The following is a 24,203-nucleotide window of genomic DNA, read 5'->3' as shown; positions in this document are numbered from 1 at the left end:
CCGGAGTTGGCCGTTTTCTTCAAAAAAGTTTTTTGAAAGACACTCGAAAGCATCACAAAAAAACCTTCCGTCTCCCGCTTCTTCTCGGCCACCGAAGTGGCTTGCTGTCAGCGAGGTGCGGGAAGATATGGGTACTCTTCGGATGTCGCAAGGGCCGTTGGTGAATTTATTGCAAATTGTTTTGAAGGTTTCTTGCTCGCACACATCGACAATCGCCGTTTGGCACCGCAAATCACGTGGTTCGTCCTCCTTTTGAGCTCCCGAAGTTTCTTCTGGGCTTCCGGTGCTAGGCCCATCGCTTTGACTTGAATCGATCTGAGAACGTGCGGTTTGTGCCACTTTCCCCCTCCGGGAGAGCGATCGACCGCAGACAAGGTCGATAAAACGCTTGCCTCTTCATCTTCAAAACAAGAGAAGCAGCGGAATCCATCGGCAACGCGAAGCGAGTGAGCACGCATCAATCGCCGAACCGGGTTTCAGCATGGCCGTTCAACTTTGTCCGCCTGATCCTCCTCTTCCTAATGCAACCCGCCATGTCTCAGTCTTCGGGAACCTCGCCTTCAGGAAACGTCGACAGTCAGTTGGACAACCTAATCAACCGTATTCACGCCTTGAGCGGTGATAAATCAGGTGGCGTCCCGTCCGTTTCCGGCAAACCAGCCGTAGCCGGGACCGCACCTGCTTCTCCCGGTAGCCGGCCAGCGGTTCCGCCCGCGACACCCACCCCAGCCCAAACAACTCCTCCGAAGAACGCGGCCCAGCCAAATCCCGCCGCCGCATCTCGCCCTTCGGAAGCGGCACCGGCCCAGCGTCCCCCGACCCCGCCAACTGCAGCGGCCACCCCACAGAACCGTCAGGCCGGACAAAACCGCCCCGCCCCGCCGCGACCTCGGCCCGCTCAAACTGCCGGATACCAACCCAACCGCGATGAACCATGGCGTCCCGCGGAGCCTGAATCGATGCGGGCTGGTCACATCAACGAAACGCTCGTTGAATCGATCATTTTCCGGTTCATCCTCAACGCGGGTGAAGTCGAAGGCCGGCGCATTGCGGACCAAGTCCAGCTGCCCTTCCGCTTGATTGAACCCATCTTAGAACGTTTGAAGATGGACCAGTCGGTTGCTTACAAAAGTGCAACCGCCACCAATGACTATGTGTATGTGCTAACCGAGTCGGGCCGAGCCATCGCCCGCAATCACCTGCATGACTCCACCTATCATGGAAGCTGCCCGGTCAGATTGCCTGACTACATCGAGAGCGTCAAACTTCAAACGATCGAAGGCCAATATCCAAAACGAGAGGACTTGCAGCGAGCCTTCAGCGACCTGTTGATCAATCCAAAAATGCTTCACCGGCTTGGGCCTGCCGTGGCCAGTGGACGCGGGATGTTCTTGTTTGGATTCCCTGGCAACGGCAAGACCTCCATCGCCGAACGAGTGACTGGAGCCTTCGGGAAGTACATCTGGATTCCGCGTGCGGTCGACATTGACGGAGACATCTTGCGTGTCTTTGACCCTATGAATCACGAAGCCGTCATGCCAGAAACCTCCGGTGGATTGCTGAATTCCGGAAGCTTTGACAAACGCTGGGTACGAATCAAACGCCCCACAATCGTGGCGGGTGGTGAACTGACGATGGAGATGCTGGAAGTCCTCAACAACACCACCAGCAACATCAGCGAAGCGCCGCTGCAGATGAAAAGCAACTGCGGAACGTTGGTGATTGATGACTTTGGTCGCCAAAAAATGTCCGTCGACCAGCTATTGAACCGGTGGATCATTCCACTCGAAAAGCGCTATGACTTTCTTAACATGGCATCAGGCAAGAAGATCCAGGTTCCCTTTGACCAATTAGTTATATTCAGCACCAACCTGGAACCCAAAGACTTGGTCGATGACGCGTTCTTGCGTCGGATTCCTTATAAGATCGAAGTTGAGAACCCGCCCGAAGCTGATTTCCGCAAGCTATTTGAAATCATGTGCAAGGTCACAAAGATCCCTTATAACGCCGAAGCTGTCGACTACTTGGTAAAGACTCATTACTTGCCCGTTGATCGCCCGTTTCGCAACTGCCAGCCACGAGATTTGCTGCTTCAGGTTCGGAACTACTGCCTCTACAACAACCTCGAGGTGGAGCTCAAAAAGGAGTACTTCGACTTCGCCTGCGACAACTACTTCTCGGTGATGTAAGCCCGCGAATTCGAGATGCACGCCCGCGAATTCGGCTCCGGCGACCGTCTGGATTACCAGCGACAGACACGGACTCTTCCCAGCGGCACATCAGCAAGGTGATCGATCCATCGGCGGGCTCTATACGCCCACGGAGCAGCTACCCAGATGCTGAAGCTGCCGCATCCCGCTCAAATCGCACCGCCAATCGGCGTGAATAGCGGTGTCGGAGCGAATCGACACTCGCTCCTGGCTTGCCCACCGTCTTCGCTCAGGTTGCAATCTTGATTTGGCAGCCACTCATTCGCCGGTACAATGAGCGGCCCCCCTTCGCTCATTCCAAATGAGTCCCGCCCCCCATTCTGCATTCCCCTCATGTTCATCTTTTCTGCTTTGCTGCCGATGCCCGAACTTCACTGCCGTCGAACCCCTGCCCTGTCAGGCCAACGGTCCGCCCTTTCTCCCCTGCTTTCACTGCTTCTTCTCTTCCCGCTGGTGCACGCCGGAACGGCCAATTCCGCCGAAGAAGAAGCAGCGGAAGCCAACGTGATCCGAATGCCAGTCGATGACGAGGGTCTGGTCGTCGATTTCGAACGGGATATCGCTCCGATCTTCCGGCAACACTGCTTGGAATGCCACGGAGCCGAAGAAGCGAAAGCCGACTTCCGGGTCGATGATCGGGACACCGTGTTTGGATACGTCTATGGAGAGGACCTGGAATCGAGCTCGATGTACATCGACTATCTGATCAGCGAAGACGATGACATGATGATGCCGCCTCGCAGTCATGGGGGCCCCCTCGCTCCAGCTGAGCTGGCACTGATTCGGATCTGGATCGAAGAAGGTGCGAACTGGCCCGACGAAGCCAACGTGGTTCAACCTGACCTGGATGGTTCGGGGCAACCGATTGAACTCGCCGATGGCATCCGCAAAGGAGTCGATCCCACCAACGCTGGTTTGCTAGCCCGAGTTTGGTCGTTCCAAGGTTTCCTTCACCCGGCCACCGTTCACTTCCCCATCGCTCTGTTCTTGATGGGCGGGATGTTTGTCGTGCTGGGATGGAAGTGGCCCACGCTCGGGACACAAATCCCGCTGGCTTGTTTGCTGCTCGGTGCCGCGACCGCGATTGTGGCGACCATGATGGGTTGGTCATTCTCGGTCGAAAAAGGCTACGGCTCTTGGACCAAGGTCAACTTCGATTCCGAGCTGTTCTGGCATCGTTGGTCGGCCATCATCGTGACTGTCCTCTCCAGCATCTTCGCCATCCTCGCTCTGATGTCTTTGCGAAGCGACGATGCAGCGGGACGCCAACGCCTCACAAACGTTTGGAAAATCGGATTGCTGGTCGTTGCTGGCATGGTTGGTGCAGTCGGTCATCAGGGCGGCGAGTTGACCTACGGAAAGGACTTCTACCCCAAAGCGATCAGCATTCTCCTGGGCCAACCCTGGCCGCCAGAGTCTGCTCCCGAAACAGCTCAAGAGAGCGTTTCAGAAGAAGTCGACGCGTCTGAAATCACAGGCGATGCGGCAGCCACCGACTCGACCGCCCAGACCAACACGTCCGTTTCCCACGTCGCCATTCATTTCCTCTCAATATCTTCGCGAGCTTGACGTTGTCCCACGATCCCGCCCCCTCCCAGTCTGTCGGCAAACGTCCTCCCAAAAGCACGAAAACGGCTTCGCGAAAGAAAGTGGACACGGGAGTCGCTGATGCGCCCCGGTTCATCAACCGCGAATTGGGCTGGTTGGAATTCAACGCTCGCGTCTTGGATCAGGGGGACGATCCGTCGGTACGACTGCTGGAACGAGCCAAGTTCCTGGCGATCACCAGCTCGAACTTGGACGAGTTCATGATGGTTCGCGTCGGCAGCTTGAAACTGCAAGCGATGGGAGGCGGTGGACGCCGCGACCCATCCGGTCGTACCGCGACCGAGCAGTTGCAGGCGGTTTCGAAACGATGCCAAGAACATGTCGATCGGCAATACGAATTGCTTCGAAACGAACTGCTGCCATTGCTCAGCGAACACCAGATCAACCAAATCGATCCGGCAAAATGCAGTGATCGACTGCTCGCCGCCGCGGAACGACATTTTCGCGGGGACGTGCTGGCGGTGCTGTCGCCGCAAGCGCTTCACGATCGCCGTTTTCCCATGCTTCCCGGCTTGGGAATCCACCTGTGCGTGCAACTTCGTCCAGGCGATGAGATCGGACCGCAACTGACCCCGCCGCCATCGGACTCACTCGACGACCGAGTCCCCACGAACCAACAGCGGCAATCCGATTCCGCGAACAACTCAACCGGAGACTCGGCTGCTTCCCAAGACGCGGAACCAGAGACCCATTTTGCCGTCATTCCGCTCGGCCGCACCTTGGGCCGCGTGATCCCACTCCCGATCGAAAAAGCTCCCGTCGAAAAAGGCCTCTCCCCCGCGGACGCCAGCGACGACTCGCCCGTCGAATCGGGCTACGCCTACACGCTGCTCGAAGACTTGGTCTCGCATTTTGTTGACGAGTTCTTTCCCGGTCGCGAAGTGATCCAGTGCAAACCGTTTCGCATCACCCGCAACGCTGACATTGAACTACGTGAAGACGGCGCGGGTGACTTACTCGGCGGAATGGAAGAGGTCCTGGAAAGCCGACGTTTGTCTGACGTCGTTCGACTGGAGATCGATGCCAACGCGAACCCCGACATTCGCGACTACCTGACCAAAAGCTTCGAAGTCGATCCGCAGTTCGTCTTTGATATCGATGGCCCATTGGATCTGACGTATCTGTTCTCGCTGCATGGCCTGAAGGGAATGAACTCGCTACGGGACGAGGAATGGCCTCCGCAACGGAGCCCCAAAATCGATCCCGCCGAATCGATGTTCACGTCGATCTCCGACGGAGACATCATGCTGATGCATCCGTACGAGTCCTTCGATCCGGTGGTGCGATTGCTGGAAGAAGCCGCGGTGGACCCAGACGTCTTGGCCGTCAAACAGATTCTGTATCGAACCAGCCGCAACAGTCCGATCGTGGCCGCGCTCATGCGTGCGGCAGAGCGAGGCAAATACGTCACCGCGATTGTGGAACTGAAAGCTCGTTTCGACGAAGCCCGCAACATCGAGTGGGCTCGCGAAATGGAACAAGCCGGCGTGCAGGTCATCTACGGCATTCGCGGATTGAAAACGCACGCAAAGGTTTGCATCATCGTTCGCCGCGAACCTCAAGGCCTCGTGCGTTACGTTCATTTCGGAACCGGCAACTACAACGAAGTCACCGCTAACTTGTACGGCGACATCTCGGTGCTGACCTGCGACGAGATCCTGGGCACCGACGCAACAATGTTCTTCAACGCCGTGACCGGAGCCAGCCAACCGCAACCGCTGCAGCAACTCGGGATGGCCCCACTGACGCTGCGTCGCCAAGTCCTGGATTTGATCCAAGGCGAAACCGAACGTTCACGTCAGGGACAAAAGGGCGAAATCATCGCCAAGATGAACGCGTTGGTGGACACCGAAGTCATCGACGCGTTGTACCTGGCCAGCCAAGCGGGGGTGAAGATTCGCCTGAACGTGCGTGGCGTCTGTTGCCTGCGACCTGGCGTTCCGGGCATGAGCGAAACGATCGAGGTTGTTTCCATCGTCGATCGTTTCTTGGAGCACGCCCGAACGTTCTATTTCCGTCACGGTGGTGATCACGAAATGTTCATCAGCAGTGCGGATTGGATGCCTCGTAACCTGGATCGTCGCGTCGAACTGCTCGTTCCCGTCATCGATCCCGAAGCACGCAAGCGTCTTCGAGAAACGCTGCAGCTGTATTTCCGTGACAACCAAAATGCATGGCGGATGCAGCCCGACGGAAGTTACCAGCGTTTGAAGCCTCGCAAGCACGAAGCCCCCATGCGGGTTCAAGAGACACTGTATCATCAGGTGGTCGAGAATCGAAAAGCGGCCAAGCACGATCCGCAATCGACTTTCGAAACTCATCGTCCTGATTGATCTCGTCTCTGATTGACACAGCGCATGCCTGCCCCCGAACCGATCATCACGCCCACGCCGTCGATCCAACCGGTCATCCGCAGCCGCGTGCTGCCTCGCGTTTCGTTCCGCATGATGATGGCGATGACGGCCGTTGCCGCCATCCTCGCCGCAATCACGCGAGCCGCGGGCAACGGGGCGGTCTTTGCCAAAGCCGTTCTCGCCACCGTCGGTGTTTTCGCCGTCTTTTTCGCAATGGCCGCTGGTGCCTTTCTGGTTTCCTGGTTGGTCGCTCGATTGACCATCGGTCGCGTCGACCAATCTCGCCAAGGCAGCCCATTCGCGAAAGATGAATTGCCGCCGCAATTGCTCAAGCCTCGGGAGAAAGAACTATGAATCGCTCGAAGCTTGCTTTCTGTATCACCGTTGCCTTGCTGCTGGTCGGATTCTCGACCCCCAGCGTTCGTGGGCAGATGTTCCCTGCCAGCGAAGGCATTTGGATCAACGACGGCTACAACACCACGACTTTCTCTCAAGGGAAAACCAATCCACTGGGGTATCGGATTAGCGTCCTGGTATCCGCACCGGACTTGCCTGAAACACAGCGAGTCGAAATTAGATTCACCTCGAGAGTCGGGCCCACCACAGCAGACCAAAATTTCACCTTGGTTCTCCAACCTCGTGCAAATGGGCACAGTCCACCGCAGTCGGCCTTGGAAGTCGAGATTCCATTTCAAATCCCAGAAAATTCCACCACGCAAACCATCATCCGCCACGTGCCAAAAACGTCGTACGGAGATGGCTATGACGTAACGGTTTTGGAAGACGGTCGTTCGATCACGCAAGTTCCCCAAGAGATCGGCAAACTGCTGCAACGGTACACCGCGGTGGACCGCGGAATGAAAGACGAACTGCGTTGGCGATTGATCTGGATCAACTCCGACGAAGACATGGACCTGCGCACCAAATCATTGCAGTCGCTAGTCGAATCCACGTTTGACATGCAGTGGGACGCGGATTCGTTCCAGCCCAATATGATCAAAGTGGATGACGACGGTCACGTCAATGAACCATCCGTTGCCGTGCAATCACACGATGCTGATGACCTGCCTCAGGACTGGCGATCGTTGCTACCGTTCGACGCGATTGTCATTCATCGCGAGGACTATCTCCGATACAAATCGGAACAACCACCATGGTGGAAACCACTGATGCAGTGGGTCCATGGTGGCGGAGTGATTTTGATTCGTGGAACCCAACCCGATCAAATCAACGATACGCAAAAGATCAGCACATCCACCCCCGCACTGGATGCGGGTGCGATCGACGCTCTTGCCATGACCGCCTCGCAGACACTTCGAACCAACGCCGCGAGTATGTCGAGCAACTGGGCTCAACTCAACGCCATCGATCAGCAATTCGGCGGGATCGGGGAAACTGTTCAGAATGAGATCGATGTCTTCGAGAAATTCCGCCTCTCCGTTGAGAACGCGTTGAGCAGCAACAGCCCGGGTCTGCGTCTGGGTTCCTCCAAAGGAATGACGGCGTTTCCGTACGAAGCAGGCTTCCTCGTTCAGCTGCCCGCTCGCGATGCCAATCAACCAGTCGACATACTGGACTGGCGAACAACTAAAAGAATGCTGGGCTTCAACGCCTACCGAACACTCCGCCGTGGCGTCGACCCAATGATCGGCACCCAACGCTTCTTTGAGTGGCTGATTCCCGGTGTCTCTCAACCTCCCGTTTACACCTTCATGGGATTCCTGGGTCTGTTCGTGGTCTTGGTCGGACCGGTGGCCTACCGAAAAACAACCAAGAGCGGACGCAGCTACCTCATGTTCTTGATCGCTCCAGTGCTCGCCATCGCCACCACCGCCGCGATGATGGCTTACGGAATCATCGCCGATGGCTTTGGCACACGGCTGCGAGCTCGACAAATCACCTGGGTCAGCGCCGATGGTGACGCGATGTCTCGAACCCGCTCGACTTACTTCGCCGGCATTCGGCCCTCCAACGGTTTGCAGTTCCCAGCCAATGCCTCGGTCACGGTGCTGCTCGACAACGAAGAAACCAGTTGGGAAGACCGCGTCGATGAACGCTTCGAAACTCGCGGAAGGGTCACGGTTTCCGACGACGAAATTCGCTTCTCGAGCCGCCTGTTGCCCAGCCGCCAACAGCGTCAGTTCGTGGTCGAACAACCTCGCGACCAATTCGGCACCGTTCGAATCACGGAATCTGAACCAGAAGCTGTCAAACGCGTCAGTGTGGAAGTGAAGAACGAATGCCAGCTGCACCTGCAGGAGATTTTGGTCCGCGACCAAGACGGATTGTTCTTCATGGCAGAAAACGTGAGTCCAGGTGAAACCGCTCGCGCCAAGCTACTGGCGTCGCTCGAAGCATCCAAGTTGATGGGAGAATGGTACAAACGCCAATGGCTCGTGAACACGAAGACGAACCGACAATCCGACTCGGCGGATCAACAAACGCGACGCCGAATGCTGACCCAGACATTTGATGTCGTCAACAAAATCAGATCGACACTCAGCCTGACCGCCGCACCCACCGACGGAGTGTTTGAGTACGAGCTTCAGCAACGCATGCAATTGGGCAAATCGCTGCCCAACAACTCTTACATCGCCCTCGCGGACTTGTCCGACGACGTCCCCGCAATCGATGGTGTCTCCATCGAAAACAGCATCCACTTCGTGATGGGAGACCTGCCATGAGCACGACCTCGCAAGACTCCCAATCAACTTCTCAACCTACGAGCTCGGCGACCTCCGTTCATAGCACCGCCGGAGTCCACACGGGCACGGCGGATTGCATCGAACTCCGTCGGCTGCACCGCTACTTTGGCAAGACTCACGCCGTTCATGACATCTCGTTTTCGGTTCGACGAGGACACGTTTTCGGCTACATCGGTCCCAACGGTGCCGGCAAGACAACGTCGATGCGAATCCTTGCGACGCTGGATCTGCCCAGCTTTGGCGATGCGTTCGTCGATGGGTTCTCAGTCGTCAACGATCCCGAGCTCGTTCGCAGTCGACTTGGGTTCATGCCCGACAGCTTCGGCACCTATCGAGACGTCAACTGCGAGGAGTACCTTGACTTCTTCGCTCGCGCCTACGGTTTGACCGGTCGTGATCGCACGCGACGTTTGCGAGAAGTGCTGGAATTCACCGGCACGGTCGGTATGAAGGACAAACCGATTCGTGGGTTGAGCAAAGGCATGAAGCAACGGTTGTGCCTCGGCCGCGCCCTCGTGCATGATCCCGCCGTTTTGATTCTGGATGAGCCCGCGGCCGGACTGGACCCTCGAGCTCGAATTCAGTTGCGGCAAATGATTCGCCAACTGGCCAATCGTGGCAAAACGGTTTTGATCAGCAGCCACATTCTGACTGAACTCGCCGAAATGTGTGACAGCGTCGGCATCATCGAACAAGGTCAATTGCTGGCCACCGGCAGCGTCGAAGACATCCAGCGTCAACGCGTCCAGCACCGCGAACTCACCCTGCGAGTGCTCGAACGCGCAGGAGAGGCCGCGGACTTGATCCGCAATCATCTTGCGGAACAGTCTTCTCAAACTCAATCTTCTAGCTCAAACGGTGCCCCCGTCGAAAATTCATCCGCTGACAATGGCGAACAAACCCTGCCGCCCGCATCCCAAGTCGTCGTTGATGGCGAACTGGTGCGATTCGAGTTTGAAGGCGACGTCCGCGACCAAGCCAACCTGATTGCTTGGCTGGTCGGACAAGGCTTCCTCATCGCCGAAGTCGCGGCACACAAAAAGAGCCTCGAGGATGTCTTCCTCCAGGTCACCGAAGGATTGGTTCAATGAGTGACTTCTTTACCCCGCCCAAACCCGTCACTCCCCTGCCCTCGCCCGAAGTCACCGCTCGACAAAGCGAAGAGTTTGCGGCAAGACTTCGCAAACGTGCCAAACACCTTCGTCGCTGGCCCACGAAACAAGACATCACGTGCTTCCGATTGTACGAACGCGATGTTCCCGAGGTCCCCTTGGTCGTCGATCGATACGAAGACCATTTGCACATCGGCGAATTCGAACGTCCCCACGATCGCAGCGATGAAGAACACGTCGTGTGGCTGGAACACATGGTCAAGGCCGCTGCCAAAACACTGGACGTGCCACGTTCCAAGGTCTTCTTCAAACAACGCAAACGCCAACGCGGAACGGCCCAGCACGAAACCGTGGCGAGCCGACACTACCAGATCGAAGCCAAAGAAGGCGGCTTGAAATTTCAGGTCAACCTGTCGGACTACATCGACACCGGTTTGTTTCTCGATCACCGCATCACCCGATCGATGGTTCGTGATGAAGTCGCCGGCAAACGATTTTTAAACCTCTTCGCCTACACGGGTTCATTCACGGTTTACGCCGCCGACGGGGCCGCGGCATCCACGACCACGGTGGATTTGTCGAACACGTATTTGACGTGGGCGAAAGAGAACATGCATCTGAATGGGTTCAATGGCGATTCGCATGAATTCATCGCCGAGGACGCGATGGCGTTTGTCAATAACCTCCCCGCCACGGCGGTTTTCGATGTCGCTTTCGTTGATCCACCCACATTCAGCAACAGCAAACGCACCCAAAAGGACTGGGTCGTGCAGGACGACTACATCGACTTGCTGCAGCAGACGCTCAAGCACATCGCACGCGACGGAGTCATCTATTTCTCAAACAACTACCGGCAGTTTCAGATGGACGAATCCGCTTTTCCTGGCGCTAATGTCCATGAAATCAGCCGACAAACCGTCCCGGAAGACTTCCGCAATCGCCGCATTCACCGGTGCTGGCGGATCACTCGCACCAGCTGACCGAAACTATCACAACCCCGTGTAGTCTTCGCCTCCGTCCTTGGTCACCAAAGCTTCGAGAAGACCGCGTTCAATCGAATTGGTTATAAATTTGACCGCACCATCGCCAAGCAAGACGTTGCCACCACCCACATGCGAGTCATTCTCTGATCGTTCAAGCAATGTTTCCAAATCAATGTCCTCGGGGCTCATCCAGTGAACCTCGTTTTCATTCTCGGTTTCAACCACCAAAATCGTACTGGCCAAGCCATCGCTTACCTGACCGAACTTGGTCGGGATCGCACCCTCAAACATGCCGGACGGATCCACGACCGCGACGTAAGTCGTCATCAATGGGTCGCCCACCTTGGAAGGACAGGCATAGGCAGGCACCACAATGGATGCCACCGCGGCGTTCTCCGGCGCATCCCATGGTTTCGAAAGATCAATCTGCTGATGCAGGGCTTGTTGCTCCATGAAAGGCAGAATCGCCACTCGCCAACTGTGCAGTCGATTGCCATCCTCATCGACCGTGTACGCCGGCGGCAATTGATTGTACGCGACGTGATAGTTGTGCAGGGCCAGCCCGATCTGCTTTATGTTGTTGCTGCAACTCATTCGCCGAGCGGCCTCGCGTGCTGCCTGCACTGCAGGAAGCAATAGACCGGCACAAACTAGCAATCCGAAGAACCCGACTCCCAACACGGCAACGATGCATCCAACATTGTTTCTCTTCGGCTGAACCAACTGAGCCTCAACCGGCATCGTGTCGGCATAGGGATTCCCAGGAACGAGTGGATCAGACGAATCGGACATGGAGATCTCGATGCGGAAGGATGGAAAAAAATCGCGAATGGGCGAGCACCGGCATTCTACTCTTCTCGCGAGCGGTGTGCTGAACGAGCGAGCATCAGCGTGAACCACCTCATGACGGGGCAAAAACCAGTATCATTCAGGACGCCCCTTGTCCTTCACTTCTGTTGAAATTGCATGAGCACCGCATCGATATCGGAAACAAGTGCCTCCGCCCACGAGAACGCAGCGTCATGGTTGCTGCGTTTGGATGATTGGGCCGAACGAATGGGCGATCGACTCAATCCGATTCTGATCAAAGAAACTCGCCAAGCCCTCAAGAGCCGTCAATTCGTCGTCACGTTTTCTGTGCTGTTGGTCGCCGCGTTTGCGTGGACTGTGATTGGCAGCCTGATGTTGATGCCTCAGATTTACACGTCACCCTCGGCACCTCGGTTGTTGATCGGTTACTACTTCGTGCTCGCTGTGCCGATGCTGCTGATCGTTCCGCTGGCCGCCTATCGATCGCTCGAAGCAGAAATCGATGACGGGACATTGGAACTGCTTTCGATCACTTCGCTGAGTGCCTGGCAAATCGTGATGGGCAAACTGGCCAGTGCGTCGCTGCAAATGATGCTGTACCTGATCACGCTGTTCCCTTGCGTGGCCTACGCCTACACCCTGCGAGGCATCGATTTGCCGACCGTGGGCCTGATCATGGCGATGCTGATCGCCAGCGGCTTGCTGCTAACCGTCGTCGCCTTGTCATTCGCACCGCTCGCTCGCGGTCGCACCGGACGCATCTCAACTCTGCTGGTCGTCCTGATGGTCCTGATGCTTTGCGAGTACTTGGTCGGTGCCGCTGCGGTCGCATTGATTCTCTACGGCAATCCACTGGCCGCCGGTTGGACCACCTTCATCTTCGTCGCTAGCCTGCTCACCGCGATTTGCTTGAGCCATCTGCTGCTGACAACCACCGCCGCCCAACTCACGCCAGAAAGCGAAAATCGATCCAGTGGCATCCGTTGGTCCATCCTGGTTCTCACCGCCACCCTGATCGGATTGGCGACGTTTGCGATGGAGTGGAACCCAGGCGATGACCAAGAAGGATTGATTCTTTGGTTCCCGGTCGGGTTGATTCTGGCGGGAGTCTGGACCGGGGCTGGCGCCATGATGGCGGCCGAATCCAGCAGTCTGACTCCGCGAATTCAGCGAGAGTTGCCCGGCAACTTTCTCAGCCGGTTGACCCTCACGTTCCTGACGCCCGGCCCCGCAACCGGATTGGTGTTCGCCAGTCTTGGATCAATCCTCGTCGCGTCGGTGCTGATGCTGGCCGCCTATCGAGCCGAATCGATCGTCGGGATGCGACTCCCAGCAGGAGCCTACAACAGCTTGTTCCAATTGGTCGTCGCCTACACCTCGTACTTGCTGATCTTCCTTTTCTGCGTCCGCTGGATCGTGGCCTTGGTCCGAATCAACAACAACCCGCGAGTCGAAATCGGATTGGCCGCGTTCATCGTTGTCGCAGTGCTCGCCTCCCTGATCCCCTATTCGATCGGGTTGCACATGAACGACTACCGCCAATACAACTACTCGGCCTGGCAGATCACCAACTGGGTTTGGACCATTGGAATGATCATGGACCGAAGCGTGTCCGACCTCCTGATTGGAGCGTTGGGCACATGCGGTCTGATTGCGATTCTGTTCTCGATCGCTACGGTTGGCGAACGATCGCTGGCGATCAAAACCGCCACTCCGGAAGCCGTCTTGGCCGCTAGGGAAAAGAAGTGACGCTGCGATTGACTCAGGCAGAACGTGCCAAAGAAGACGCCGGCGCCGAGTCGTCGGTTGCCATGGCCACCGCGTCGGGCCTGCCGGTGTGGTGAATACTGACGACGAGCAACGCGAAAACCAACCAAGGTGTCAGTACGAGAATCCACACCAGCGTCACGTTGTTCACGCTCAACGATGGAGCGACCCACAACAATAGGATCGCCGAGGCCGCTTCAACCATCGGTTTGATCATCCCTTTGACGACCACGATCGTTTCCCTGCGAACGTCGTGTCGCAAAATCGAAAAAGCCGACGCTAACCCAGGATCATGCAGCGATCGACGCAGCACGTTCAGCCCGCTGCCAATCGTCACGATGATAAACAGGTACGCAATCTGGGGCGACGCCAGCATCGCCAACGCAACGGCCAGCAACGAAAGCGGATACAGCAGCAACACCCACCCGATTCCCAATCGGTCCAACAATTTGCCTGCTGCCGAAACCTGCAACAACAAGATGATGGCATCGTTGATCGCATAGAACGCGGCAAAGTAAGCGATGATGTGCTCTTCGTTCCCGAGATGATATTCCGTGACGATCACGTTCCACTGATAACCCATGAACGTTAGCGCCACGACTTGAGCCGCCATCAACGCACCCAACGCCCACCGATAGTGGCGAACCCGTTGATAGCGATCGACCAGCGATTCCTTCGGGTCCGGCAAATTGAGCCGCGGCGGTGAACTTGTCCGCGCGGCACTCGCCCGCACCGAACCCGTGCGTGGCAGAAAGCGGATCACGCTGATCGTCATCAGGTCCAACGCAACGGCTCCGTACAGGAACACTTCGCCGGAAACCTGGGCGGCCTCCAATGACAAAAGCCCGCCCATCACCACGCCCGCCAAAGTCGCTCCCGTGGCCACCCACACATAAGGTCGCTTGGTTCCCGCCGATCCAAATGCATCGTTGCTCAGCGTCGTGACATAGACAGAATTCAAGCAACCGCGGACTTCGGCGAGAACAAACAACACGCCGAGCAAACTCAACGAATGAGGCGACAACCCCAAGGTCCAAGCCAGCCCAAGCGAGGCAATTGCCAACGTCGCCCAAGTGAACCCCAGTGCACTATGCGGCGATGATCGGCGTACCACCATTCGGGTCACGGCGGACATCAACACAACGACAACCGCCGCCCCAACCAACGCGTGCGGCAAGTGCGATGTGCCGATGCGAGATAGAAACAAGCCCACACCGACTGCTCGCGTGACGACGTACGAAGCCGCGGTCAAAAACGAAAACAACGTGATCGCGACCGTTCCCTCTGGAGCACTGTTTGCGTTTGGAAACAACGCCGCCAGATGCGAAATCGTTTGCCAGTTCCGTGGTTCGATTTGTGATGCAATCCGATTCACGCCAAACTCCAGGTGACGGCTTAACCAATCGCTAATTCTGATCAGATGCAGTACTCGGTCGTGTCCGGACTCGGAACAACGACGGGTTCTTGATGCAGAATCGACTGGGCGACCAAGTACGCTTGCTGCCGCAGTTCAGGCACCGCGACGCTTTCCCACAACGTGCCTTTCAAGATTGGACCAATCGCGTACATGAAAGGAGTGGGAGCACCGCCTTTCCCGATCACCGTGAAGTCGTCCGTCACGGCGATTCCCATGTCCATCTCATCCGGCCGAGCCAAACCTCGCTCGAACAAATTGCGATACAGCGGCAATGCCGAATCAGAGAACCGAGACTTGGGTCCCGTGCAGTTGATCACCAAGTCACCCTCGATTTGCTTGGCCGATCCCTCGCGGTCAACGATCTGTATCTCGATGCCATGCTCGCCTGATGCCAGTGACTCAATCGTCGCCGGCGTGATCGTCAACTGACCGCAATCCAACGCATCCGTGATCGCATCATGGATCGGTCCCGCAATGCGGTGGCGAATCACATTCCAATCCGCCGAATACTTCTTCAGGAACAACGTGCGTTCCTCCAGCGACAATGCTTTCCACAACTGTTGCGTTCGACCTCGCAACTTGTCGACCGCGATCGCCGGGTTCTGACTGACACCACGCAGTCGCTCACAATCGGAACGAATCAATTTCACCAGTTCTTTCAGCGAACGCGTTTGTCCATCATCCGGGACCGCATGCGGCCATTCGATGCCTCGGAAATGACGTTGCGGCAACATGCCATTTCGCGAAATCGCGGTGACCTTTCCGTTCCAGCCTTTGTTGCGAAGCGTCACGATCACATCAACGGCAGTCAGCCCCGTGCCCAGAATCACGATGTGCTGATCGTCGTTGGGCAGGTTCTCGTGCCAGTCCTTCCAAGGGTTCCCGCAATAACGTCGATCATTGGCTAGCCTCTTCGCACCGGGCAATCCCGCCGGCGGTTGGTTGCCGGTCGCCAGCAGAATGGACTCCGCTTCGATCGGCTCGCCATTTTCCAGCATCACCACGCCGCCCTGGTTCGAACCAGGCTCAACGCCACGCGGAATGACATCCACAGCAGAATCTTCCACCACTTCGCACTGCACATGCGATCGAGGGTCGGCCGTTCCCAAGTAGTGCGACGCCATCCCACGGATGTAATCACCAAAGATTCGACGAGGAATGAACGTCTCACGAAGCGTGTGGTCATCGATCGCATCGAATTCCGAGCGTGAACGCAGCCACTCGAAAAAGTGTGTCGGTTGATCCGGGAACGCGGACATATTCCGAGCGGCGACATTCAACAGATGCTCGCCGCGTGTCGTTCCATACGCGGTCCCCCGACCGAATGGACGTCCGGAGTTGACGATTACAACTCGCTGAGGTGACGTGGCAAAGCGGGCAAGGTTGACGGCGGCCAGCGTTCCGCTGAATCCACCACCGATGATGGCCGTGGTTGGCATGACGACAAATCGATTGAAAAGGAGTGAGCGTGACGTGTCTCATTGACACACGCGGTTAGCAAGAAGTTTGCGGGGAGGCGGGATATCACCCTCTGGCAAATCGATCGAAAACCGAATGCATCAGAGCTTGATACGCGAATACTTTATCGGTAAAGTATTCGTGCGTCAACTGATCTTTCCTTCCGCTGCCTTTGCAAACTTCCCTTCGGCTTCACCGATGAACGATCTGTCCAAAGAACTTCACCGCTGCCAACCATTCGCGAGCATTGACCAAGAAGCCGTCCTCAGCCTCGTGCGCACTGGCGACCAACTCGACAATCATTTGGCACGTTTCTTCCGACAACACGACATGACGTTCTCGCAGTACAACCTGCTTCGGATCTTGGACATGGAGGATCGACCGCTGACGTGCAGCGAGATCGGCGAGCGTCTGGTCCAAGTCGTTCCGGCCGTCACGGCGCTCGTTGATCGACTTCTCAAACGCGATCTCGTCACGCGAGAACGATCCGAAACCGATCGCCGCACGGTCTATGTTGCGATCACCAAGGAAGGCCGCAAACTGGTCACACCCATCGTTGAACATCTTCGCGAACTCGAACACGAAGTCATGAGCGAGCTGAAACGCCGCGAACAAAAGGAACTGATCCGACTGCTGCAACTGGTGCGAACCAGTATGAACAAAGCGGTCGAGCGGCGCGCCAGCGAATCACTTTCAAGTTCCGGCCTCTGATACCGCTCAGCGTCACGCTTCCCTTTCTCCATTTCGTTTTCCCTCCCCTCCCACCTGCCTCTCCCGCCAATGAACCCCAACACACCTTCCGCCGAGAACGGCGACACCGCCCCCGCTGATGATGACGCCACCCTCGCCACCCCACCACCGCGACCGAGTCTTTGGAAAGACATGACAACCAACGAAGACTGGTGGGCAATTTGGTGCGCCGCGTTGCTGCTACTAATCGCCTTCGCGGCGGTCTGGATTGGCCAACCTGAAAACTTGAGCGAATTGGTCGCCGGGTCAGCCACGGAAGAAGTCTCGTCAGTCGAAACGACTCCGGAAAACGCAGCTTCTTCACTTGAAGAAGCAGATGAATCAATCGAGACCGAAGACACGGAATCAACAGAAGACGCTGGGTCAGATCAAATCGAGACGCAAGCAGACGGTGAGCAAGAAGAGGCGGAAGAAGAGCCATATGAATACGCCAGCCCACTCAAGCCTTACCTTGCCAAACCCGGCAAGTGGACCGACAACCCGCTCGATGCCATCTCATCGAGTTGGCAGGGCATCCTCGGCGTCTTTCTCGTCATTTCGGCGCTCTTCGCTTTCGCCAACCAGATGCGAGGCAAATCCGCCTCGGCATTCTTGGCTGCTTTCCCAGTCGTATTCCTGTTGGCAACGCTGGCTTATTGGATGTCAGGCCAAAGTGTGGTCAAAGCCTACAACCTTGAATACGCGTTATGGGCCTTGCTGGTCGGATTGATCATCAGCAATACCATCGGCACACCTGACTTTCTACGTCCTGCAATTTCAACCGAGTTTTTCATCAAGACAGGCTTGGTTTTGCTTGGTGCCGAAGTCCTGATGAGCCGCTTGCTGGCGTTGGGTTTGCCCGGCGTGTTCGTTGCCTGGTTGGTCACTCCCGTTGTCTTGATCACGACGTATTGGTTCGGCCAAAAGATCCTGAAGATCAAATCCAAATCGCTCAACATGGTGATCTCCGCCGACATGTCCGTGTGTGGTGTGTCCGCCGCAATCGCGACCGCGGCGGCGTGTAAAGCCAAGAAAGAAGAGCTGTCCCTTTCGATTGGTTTGTCTCTTGGTTTCACCGTCATCATGATGGCCGTGATGCCCGCTGTGATCACCGCGGTGGGAATGGATCCGATCCTGGGCGGTGCTTGGCTGGGCGGCACAATTGACGCGACCGGTGCCGTGGCCGCCGCCGGCGCGGTGTTGGGCGATGAAGCACTCGAGGTCGCCGCCACCGTCAAGATGATTCAAAACATTTTGATCGGCGTGACCGCGTTCTGCGTGGCCATCTACTGGGTCACGTTTGTCGAACGAGATCCAGCCGGCCCAAGGATCGGGATCTCCGAAATCTGGTATCGCTTCCCCAAGTTTGTAATCGGCTTCGTCTCGATGTCGATTCTGTTTTCAATCCTGTATTCCTACATGACCAACGGTCCCGAACTCATCAATGCGATGATCGGTGGCTCCACCAAAACGCTTCGTGGATGGTTCTTCTGCCTCGCGTTCGTCAGCATCGGACTGGAAACCAATTTCCGGCAATTGCTGCCACAACTGAAGGGCGGCAAGCCGCTTGTTCTGTACGTGTGCGGCCAATCACTCAACTTGGTTTTAACGTTGGTCGTCGCCTACTTGATGTTCAAAGTCGTCTTTGCCGACACGGTGGCTCCATGAGCGTCAGCGAACGTTGCTACCGAATCGGTGCATTTGCCGGACTGATCGCCTTGCTTTCGGTCATTTGGCTGGTAGTCCTTCCCACTTATGCTCGCCAGCCAAAGATGCAGCAGCATTTGAAATGGCTCGACGACCAGGGCATCGACCCCAGTGCGATGTACTACACCGAATTGGAGGTCATGGAAGACATCCTCGCCAAGCAACGGCTGGCAGAACTTCGCCAGAAGAGCGACCGTTCCAGCCGATAGCTTTGCCATCGTGGCAAGAAATCAAACAAAGGCCGAACCTTCATGGCTCGGCCTTTGTCTCTCCGGCCGTATCGCAATGAAGCCGATCTTCAGTGCCACCGACGCTTGCAACCATCCACGGAATGAATCCAGTGATACGCAGCTACGAATCCACCGACCTAGACGAATTGCTAGACGTTTGGACATCAGCCTCAAAAGTGGCTCATCCATTTCTTAGCCCCGAGTTTCTCGCTCAAGAGCGCGAAAATATTCCGGCGATCTATCTGCCCAATGCGGAAACTTGGGTCTACGAATTGGACGGGGCCGTTGTCGGATTCATCGCCTTGCTAGGCAACGAAGTCGGCGCGATCTTCGTTGATCCAACGCATCAAAAACGTGGGATTGGCCGACAATTGATGGACCACGCCGTGTCGGTTCGCGGTGACTTGGAACTGGAAGTGTTTGTCGACAACCCTATCGGCCGCGGCTTTTACGAACACTACGGCTTCGTCTCACTGGAGCAGAAGCTCCACGAGCCATCCGGACACTCCGTCCTTCGTCTGCGATACGAAACCGCTTCGACCGCTTGACGCAAGTTACTTCTAAGCGATCGCATCAATCGCCCTGGCCAAACAAGTCATTCAGTCCAAGCGGCCCATTTTCCCCGCTTGGTAGTCGGTGACGGCGGCGCGGATTTCTTCGCGAGTGTTCATCACGAATGGCCCCTGCCCCACAACGGGCTCGCCAAGTGGCTCGCCGGTCATCAACAAGACGCGGGATTCAGACTTCGCTTCCAAAACCACTGAGTCGCCAGAGCGTTCCAACAACGCTAGCTCAACCGCTTGAAGCGAATTCTCGTTGACCTGCACGGTTCCTTTTTGAACGATCACAACGCACGTGTGTCCCGAGGGAACCGTCAGCGTTGTCGCTGCTTTTCCGGTGAGCTGAATGTCCCACAAGTTGATGGGCGAGAACGTACTGGCCGGTCCCTTTGCATCCCCAAACTGCCCCGCAATCACACGAACCGTTCCGGCATCGTCTGACAACACAACTCGAGGGAACTGGTCGTCACGCAGATCTTGATACTTCGGCGGTGCGGTCTTGTCGGTCGATCGCAGGTTCACCCATAGCTGAACCATCTCCAAAGTCCCTCCTTCGTTCGCGAATCGACGGCTGTGGAATTCTTCGTGTACGACGCCAGAGGCCGCCGTCATCCACTGCACATCGCCGGGGCCGATTGCACCTCGGCTGCCACTGGAATCTCGGTGCTCGAGTTCACCCTGGTAGAGAATCGTCACGGTCTCAAAACCACGATGTGGATGTTCACCCACACCGCGTTTCGCTTCGTCGGGTGCAAAGTCATGCGGCCCGGCATAGTCCAGTAACAAAAACGGATCGAACTCGTTCCCACCGGCGTACGAGAACAAACTTCGAACCGGGAAACCGTCGCCCACCCAGTGTTGCGGTACGTCCCGAATGACTCGCTGAACCGTTTTCATTGCACTTACCCCGCGTGAGAGTTCCGAACTCCTCTCCTTCTACGCCAGATCCGACGCGGCAACAAGCGTCCGAATCTACTTAGGTGAAGTCACCTCGCTCGTTGCCTTCATCGTCGTATCGAATGAACGCAAAGTACACGAACGACACCGGCAAGCACGGCAGCAGTAGCAGGTAGTACCAGGAAATAAAGAACGCAAACGCGAAAATGATCGAGACAAAAATCATCCAGACGATTTTCGTGTCACGCCATAAACCTCGAAACTGTTCCATCAATTCACTTCGTTTGCTTGGCGTTGGTGGGGAGCTTCCGCCAGCCAATCCGGCTGGTGTGCAATTCCGATGACCAATTTGCCAAAGGTGACATCGGGTAGAGAATCTCTTTTTTTACATTCAAATCGATCGCGAAACGACTGCGATGCGAGCAACACGTCCGACAATCCAATCCACTGCGTCGCCGCAAAAACGATTCGCGTCAAAACATTATGCCTTCCAAAGACGTTGATGGGCATGCGTGGTCATCCGGATGCGACGTTCTGTCCCGAACCTCAAAGCAAATGCATTGACTTTGAACGGACACTTCAAACAGATCGCCAAATCGAGCCAGCAACCGCCAACCTCTTTTCAAAGGTGGCGTTGCACCACAAATGATTGCGTTGCGGCGACAGATGCGAAACAAAACCTGCTGGATCGAGATCCTACGTAGACAGACAAAAGGATTCCCAAGTCCATATCGTTTCTCGAACTTTACCCACAGCGTCAGGACTTCGCATCACCGACTCGAGGACGAACGCGCGAGTTCAAATCGATCGACTTGGAAAAACCAACTCACCTCGCATGAAATCTCAGTGAACCCAGTTGAACGAACTGGGTGACTAGCGAAGAATGACGCGGGTTGCGAAATGCACCCTTCTCTGTCCCGACTTCTTTCGGAGCCAACCGATGTCCGTTGTTTCAAGACTCGTGCTCATAGCGGCAGCTGTCCTGCCCGCACTGTCGCTGCAAGCCCAAGACAAGCCCAACATCGTCGTCATTTGGGGTGACGACATCGGCGTGCACAACATCAGCGCCTACAACCATGGTGTGATGGGTTATAAGACGCCCAGCATCGATAGCCTCGCCAAAGAAGGCGCGATGTTCACCGATGCTTATGCCCAACAAAGCTGCACCGCTGGACGAGCCTCATTCATCCTTGGCCAGCACCCATTCCGCACTGGATTGCTGACCATCGGAATGCCAGGGAGTGAACACGGGATTCCCGATTGGACACCAACCATCGCCGATGTGTTGAAAGAGCAAGGCTACACCACCGGCCAATTCGGAAAGAACCACCTGGGCGACCGAGACAAGCACTTGCCCACCAATCACGGATTCGATGAATTCTTCGGCAACCTCTATCACCTCAATGCCGAAGAGGAACCCGAAACCTACTACTATCCAAAAGATCCTGAGTTCCGGAAAAAGTATGGACCTCGCGGGGTCATCCATTCCTTCGCCGATGGTCGCTTGGAAGACACCGGTCCGCTCACCAAAAAACGCATGGAAACGATCGACGAAGAAGTCCACACCAAAGCCATGGACTTCCTCGAACGAGCAACAAAGTCAGAGAAGCCAGCTTTCCTTTGGTACAACTCGACTCGCATGCACGTGTGGACTCACCTGAAGAAAGAATCGCAAGGCCGAACCGGCATTGGGCTGTATCCAGACGGAATGGTCGAGCATGACGACTATGTCGGCAAAGTGCTCCAGAAGATCAAAGATCTCGGCATCGAAGACAACACGATCGTGGTCTATAGCACCGACAACGGAGCTGAAACATTCAGTTGGCCCGATGGAGGCATCACGCCTTTCCATGGCGAAAAAGGCACAACCTGGGAAGGCGGTTTCCGCGTCCCATTGTTGGTCAAATGGCCCGGCGTGATCGAGCCTGGCACGGTCTACAACGACATCATTTCGCAAGAAGATTGGATGCCCACTTTCGCAGCCGCGGCGGGTGAGCCCGACTTGGTCGAAAAGATGAAGAAGGGTTACAACGCGAACGGAAAAGAATTCAAGGTTCACCCGGACGGCTACAACTTCTTGCCATACTTCAAGGGCGAAGCCAAAGAGAGCCCACGCAAAGAGATCTACTACTTTGGTCAAGGCGGCGACCTGAACGCGGTGCGAGTCCAAAACTGGAAGATCCACTTCGCGACCGTCAATGGCAATATTGCCACCGGCACCCGAGAAATCCCGGGCTGGCCGTTGATCATCAACCTTCGCGCCGACCCTTATGAAAAGATGTGGAAAGAAGGCACGCTTGGTTACTTCCGTTGGTACGCCGACAACATGTGGACCTTCGTCCCCGTGCAGAACTACATCCAACAGTTCATGGCGACCATTCCGAAATACCCGTGGCAAGCGGGATCCAGCCTGAACGCGGCCGGCATCAACTATCAAACGTTGAAAGCCCAAGAGTGGATCAAGAAACTCGAACAAGTTTCTCCGCCACGTAATTAGGTCGGCTCTCGTCGATCAGGCTCGGCTGAACATCATCCGCTGAGCCGCGAAACTCTGCATCAACGGCCTCAACCCAATCCTGGGGCGAGGCCGTTTTCTATGGCATCCACACCACGACGTTGCGATGTGCAAGCGAGGCCATTACAACCAATCCTTCCTCTTCTCCAATGGAGTGATTCCATGACGCCGCGGGAAACAATCGAGCAGATCTCCAACGCGATGAACGCGGCCGTCATTGGTCAGCAACCTGTGGTGGAACGAATTTTGGTCGCCTTGCTGGCCAAAGGTCATGTCCTGATGGAAGGCTTGCCCGGCACCGCAAAAACTCGCTCCGTCAAAACGCTGTCCAAACTGGTCGACAGCCAATTCGGACGCATTCAGTTCACGCCCGACTTGCTGCCATCGGACGTCACCGGATCAGAAATCTATCGCGAACAAAATGGCACATTTGAATTTCAAGAAGGACCGATCTTCGGCAACTTGATTTTGGCCGACGAAATCAACCGGGCACCCGCCAAAGTGCAATCGGCTCTGCTGGAGGCAATGGAAGAACGGCAGGTCACGGTTGCATCGCAAACCCACACGCTGCCGGAACTGTTCATGGTGCTGGCGACCCAGAACCCGATCGAGCAGGAAGGGACTTACCCACTGCCCGAGGCGCAAATGGATCGCTTTATGCTGTACGTGCGAGTGGACTATCCCGAGGACATGGACGAAGCATCGATTTTGAAACTCGTCCGCGGCGAAAAGACCGGTGCAACCTCCGCGGCAACCGAAGCGATCTCGCAGCAATTGATCTTTGACGCACAGAAAGAAGTCGGCACCATCCATGTCGCCGAATCGGCTGAAAAGTACATCGTCGATTTGGTCATGGCGACACGTCACCCGGATCGCTACGAAGGCGATCTTCCCAAGTGGATTCGGCTCGGTGCCAGCCCCCGTGGAACGCTGGCACTGGATGCCGCGGCACGAGCCCATGCCTGGTTGGCCGGTCAAGACTTCGTTTCTCCCGACAACATCCGTGCGATGGCTCCGGCCTGCTTGGCTCACAGAGTCCACCTGACCTACGAAGCCGAAGCCGCCGGTGTGACTCGCACCGACGTGATCGATGCTTTGTTGAAGAACGTGGTTCCAGTCTGAATCGAGTTTGCTTTCGAAT

General features: G+C 56.2%; 20 protein-coding genes. 14 read left to right on the top strand and 6 right to left on the bottom strand.

Features of this window, described 5'->3' with window-relative positions; genetic code table 11:
- The first annotated feature begins 533 nt into the window (after window positions 1–533).
- The 7 genes from CEE69_RS06245 to CEE69_RS06215 all read left to right on the top strand — a co-directional run bounded on the left by CEE69_RS06245 (window position 534) and on the right by CEE69_RS06215 (window position 10,969).
- Complete coding sequence (locus tag CEE69_RS06245; protein WP_233214909.1) at window positions 534–2,189, top strand: ATPase with chaperone activity; 1,656 nt, start codon at window positions 534–536, stop codon at window positions 2,187–2,189.
- A 381-nt stretch (window positions 2,190–2,570) separates the two neighbouring features.
- Entirely contained in the window at window positions 2,571–3,779 is a 1,209-nt protein-coding gene (locus CEE69_RS06240; protein WP_099259952.1) for a c-type cytochrome domain-containing protein, read from the top strand.
- A 2-nt stretch (window positions 3,780–3,781) separates the two neighbouring features.
- Complete coding sequence (ppk1, locus tag CEE69_RS06235; RefSeq protein ID WP_233214908.1) at window positions 3,782–6,151, top strand: polyphosphate kinase 1; 2,370 nt, start codon at window positions 3,782–3,784, stop codon at window positions 6,149–6,151.
- Between the two features lie 12 nt (window positions 6,152–6,163).
- Window positions 6,164–6,526 carry a hypothetical protein gene (locus CEE69_RS06230; RefSeq protein WP_099259862.1) on the top strand — a complete coding sequence of 121 codons (363 nt, stop codon included), beginning with the start codon at window positions 6,164–6,166 and terminating at the stop codon, window positions 6,524–6,526.
- The gene (locus tag CEE69_RS06225) at window positions 6,523–8,856 is read left to right on the top strand and encodes a hypothetical protein (protein WP_099259861.1); all 2,334 of its coding nucleotides are present in this window, start codon (window positions 6,523–6,525) and stop codon (window positions 8,854–8,856) included. Before CEE69_RS06230 ends, CEE69_RS06225 begins: the two co-directional genes overlap by 4 nt.
- On the top strand, window positions 8,853–9,968 hold the full coding sequence (locus tag CEE69_RS06220; protein WP_099259860.1) for an ABC transporter ATP-binding protein: 1,116 nt from the start codon (window positions 8,853–8,855) through the stop codon (window positions 9,966–9,968). The genes CEE69_RS06225 and CEE69_RS06220 overlap by 4 nt, the downstream gene beginning before the upstream one ends.
- On the top strand, window positions 9,965–10,969 hold the full coding sequence (locus CEE69_RS06215) for a class I SAM-dependent methyltransferase (protein WP_099259859.1): 1,005 nt from the start codon (window positions 9,965–9,967) through the stop codon (window positions 10,967–10,969). Before CEE69_RS06220 ends, CEE69_RS06215 begins: the two co-directional genes overlap by 4 nt.
- A gap of 9 nt (window positions 10,970–10,978) precedes the next feature.
- Here CEE69_RS06215 and CEE69_RS06210 read toward each other — a convergent pair whose 3' ends face one another.
- A complete protein-coding gene (locus CEE69_RS06210) occupies window positions 10,979–11,764 on the bottom strand; it encodes a DUF1559 domain-containing protein (protein WP_099259858.1) in 786 nt (261 codons plus the stop codon).
- Window positions 11,765–11,938: 174 nt separating this feature from the next.
- On the opposite strand from CEE69_RS06210, the gene CEE69_RS06205 reads away from it, so the two are divergent.
- Window positions 11,939–13,531: an ABC transporter permease gene (locus tag CEE69_RS06205; protein WP_099259857.1), complete on the top strand. Its 1,593-nt coding sequence runs from the start codon at window positions 11,939–11,941 to the stop codon at window positions 13,529–13,531.
- Between the two features lie 13 nt (window positions 13,532–13,544).
- Here the strand turns inward: CEE69_RS06205 and CEE69_RS06200 are convergent, their stop codons facing one another.
- Together CEE69_RS06200 and CEE69_RS06195 are read right to left on the bottom strand one after the other, a co-directional pair.
- On the bottom strand, window positions 13,545–14,924 hold the full coding sequence (locus CEE69_RS06200) for a hypothetical protein (RefSeq protein WP_099259856.1): 1,380 nt from the start codon (window positions 14,922–14,924) through the stop codon (window positions 13,545–13,547).
- A gap of 41 nt (window positions 14,925–14,965) precedes the next feature.
- Window positions 14,966–16,405 carry an FAD/NAD(P)-binding protein gene (locus CEE69_RS06195; protein ID WP_099259855.1) on the bottom strand — a complete coding sequence of 480 codons (1,440 nt, stop codon included), beginning with the start codon at window positions 16,403–16,405 and terminating at the stop codon, window positions 14,966–14,968.
- Between the two features lie 217 nt (window positions 16,406–16,622).
- Here CEE69_RS06195 and CEE69_RS06190 point away from each other — a divergent pair, with 217 nt between their 5' ends.
- The 4 genes from CEE69_RS06190 (at window position 16,623) to CEE69_RS06175 (ending at window position 19,638) form a co-directional block, all read left to right on the top strand.
- Window positions 16,623–17,135, top strand: a complete 513-nt coding sequence (locus CEE69_RS06190) for a MarR family winged helix-turn-helix transcriptional regulator (RefSeq protein WP_099259951.1) — start codon at window positions 16,623–16,625, stop codon at window positions 17,133–17,135.
- 69 nt (window positions 17,136–17,204) lie between these two features.
- Complete coding sequence (locus CEE69_RS06185; protein WP_099259854.1) at window positions 17,205–18,821, top strand: YeiH family protein; 1,617 nt, start codon at window positions 17,205–17,207, stop codon at window positions 18,819–18,821.
- A complete protein-coding gene (locus CEE69_RS06180) occupies window positions 18,818–19,069 on the top strand; it encodes a hypothetical protein (RefSeq protein ID WP_099259853.1) in 252 nt (83 codons plus the stop codon). Before CEE69_RS06185 ends, CEE69_RS06180 begins: the two co-directional genes overlap by 4 nt.
- Before the next feature lie 122 nt (window positions 19,070–19,191).
- Complete coding sequence (locus tag CEE69_RS06175) at window positions 19,192–19,638, top strand: GNAT family N-acetyltransferase (RefSeq protein ID WP_099259852.1); 447 nt, start codon at window positions 19,192–19,194, stop codon at window positions 19,636–19,638.
- Window positions 19,639–19,689: 51 nt separating this feature from the next.
- Here the strand turns inward: CEE69_RS06175 and CEE69_RS06170 are convergent, their stop codons facing one another.
- The 3 genes from CEE69_RS06170 to CEE69_RS06160 all read right to left on the bottom strand — a co-directional run bounded on the left by CEE69_RS06170 (window position 19,690) and on the right by CEE69_RS06160 (window position 21,057).
- The gene (locus tag CEE69_RS06170) at window positions 19,690–20,547 is read right to left on the bottom strand and encodes a pirin family protein (RefSeq protein WP_099259851.1); all 858 of its coding nucleotides are present in this window, start codon (window positions 20,545–20,547) and stop codon (window positions 19,690–19,692) included.
- Window positions 20,548–20,626: 79 nt separating this feature from the next.
- Window positions 20,627–20,818: a hypothetical protein gene (locus CEE69_RS06165; RefSeq protein ID WP_039963739.1), complete on the bottom strand. Its 192-nt coding sequence runs from the start codon at window positions 20,816–20,818 to the stop codon at window positions 20,627–20,629.
- Window positions 20,818–21,057: a hypothetical protein gene (locus CEE69_RS06160; protein WP_233214906.1), complete on the bottom strand. Its 240-nt coding sequence runs from the start codon at window positions 21,055–21,057 to the stop codon at window positions 20,818–20,820. The genes CEE69_RS06165 and CEE69_RS06160 overlap by 1 nt, the downstream gene beginning before the upstream one ends.
- 451 nt (window positions 21,058–21,508) lie before the next feature.
- Between CEE69_RS06160 and CEE69_RS06155 the strand changes: the two genes are divergently transcribed.
- Entirely contained in the window at window positions 21,509–23,044 is a 1,536-nt protein-coding gene (locus tag CEE69_RS06155) for an arylsulfatase (protein WP_008663678.1), read from the top strand.
- A gap of 180 nt (window positions 23,045–23,224) precedes the next feature.
- Window positions 23,225–24,184, top strand: a complete 960-nt coding sequence (locus CEE69_RS06150) for an AAA family ATPase (protein WP_099259850.1) — start codon at window positions 23,225–23,227, stop codon at window positions 24,182–24,184.
- Window positions 24,185–24,203 lie beyond the last annotated feature (19 nt).

Source organism: Rhodopirellula bahusiensis (assembly GCF_002727185.1).
Lineage (GTDB): Bacteria > Planctomycetota > Planctomycetia > Pirellulales > Pirellulaceae > Rhodopirellula > Rhodopirellula bahusiensis.
This window is presented reverse-complemented; position numbering and strand designations above follow the sequence as displayed.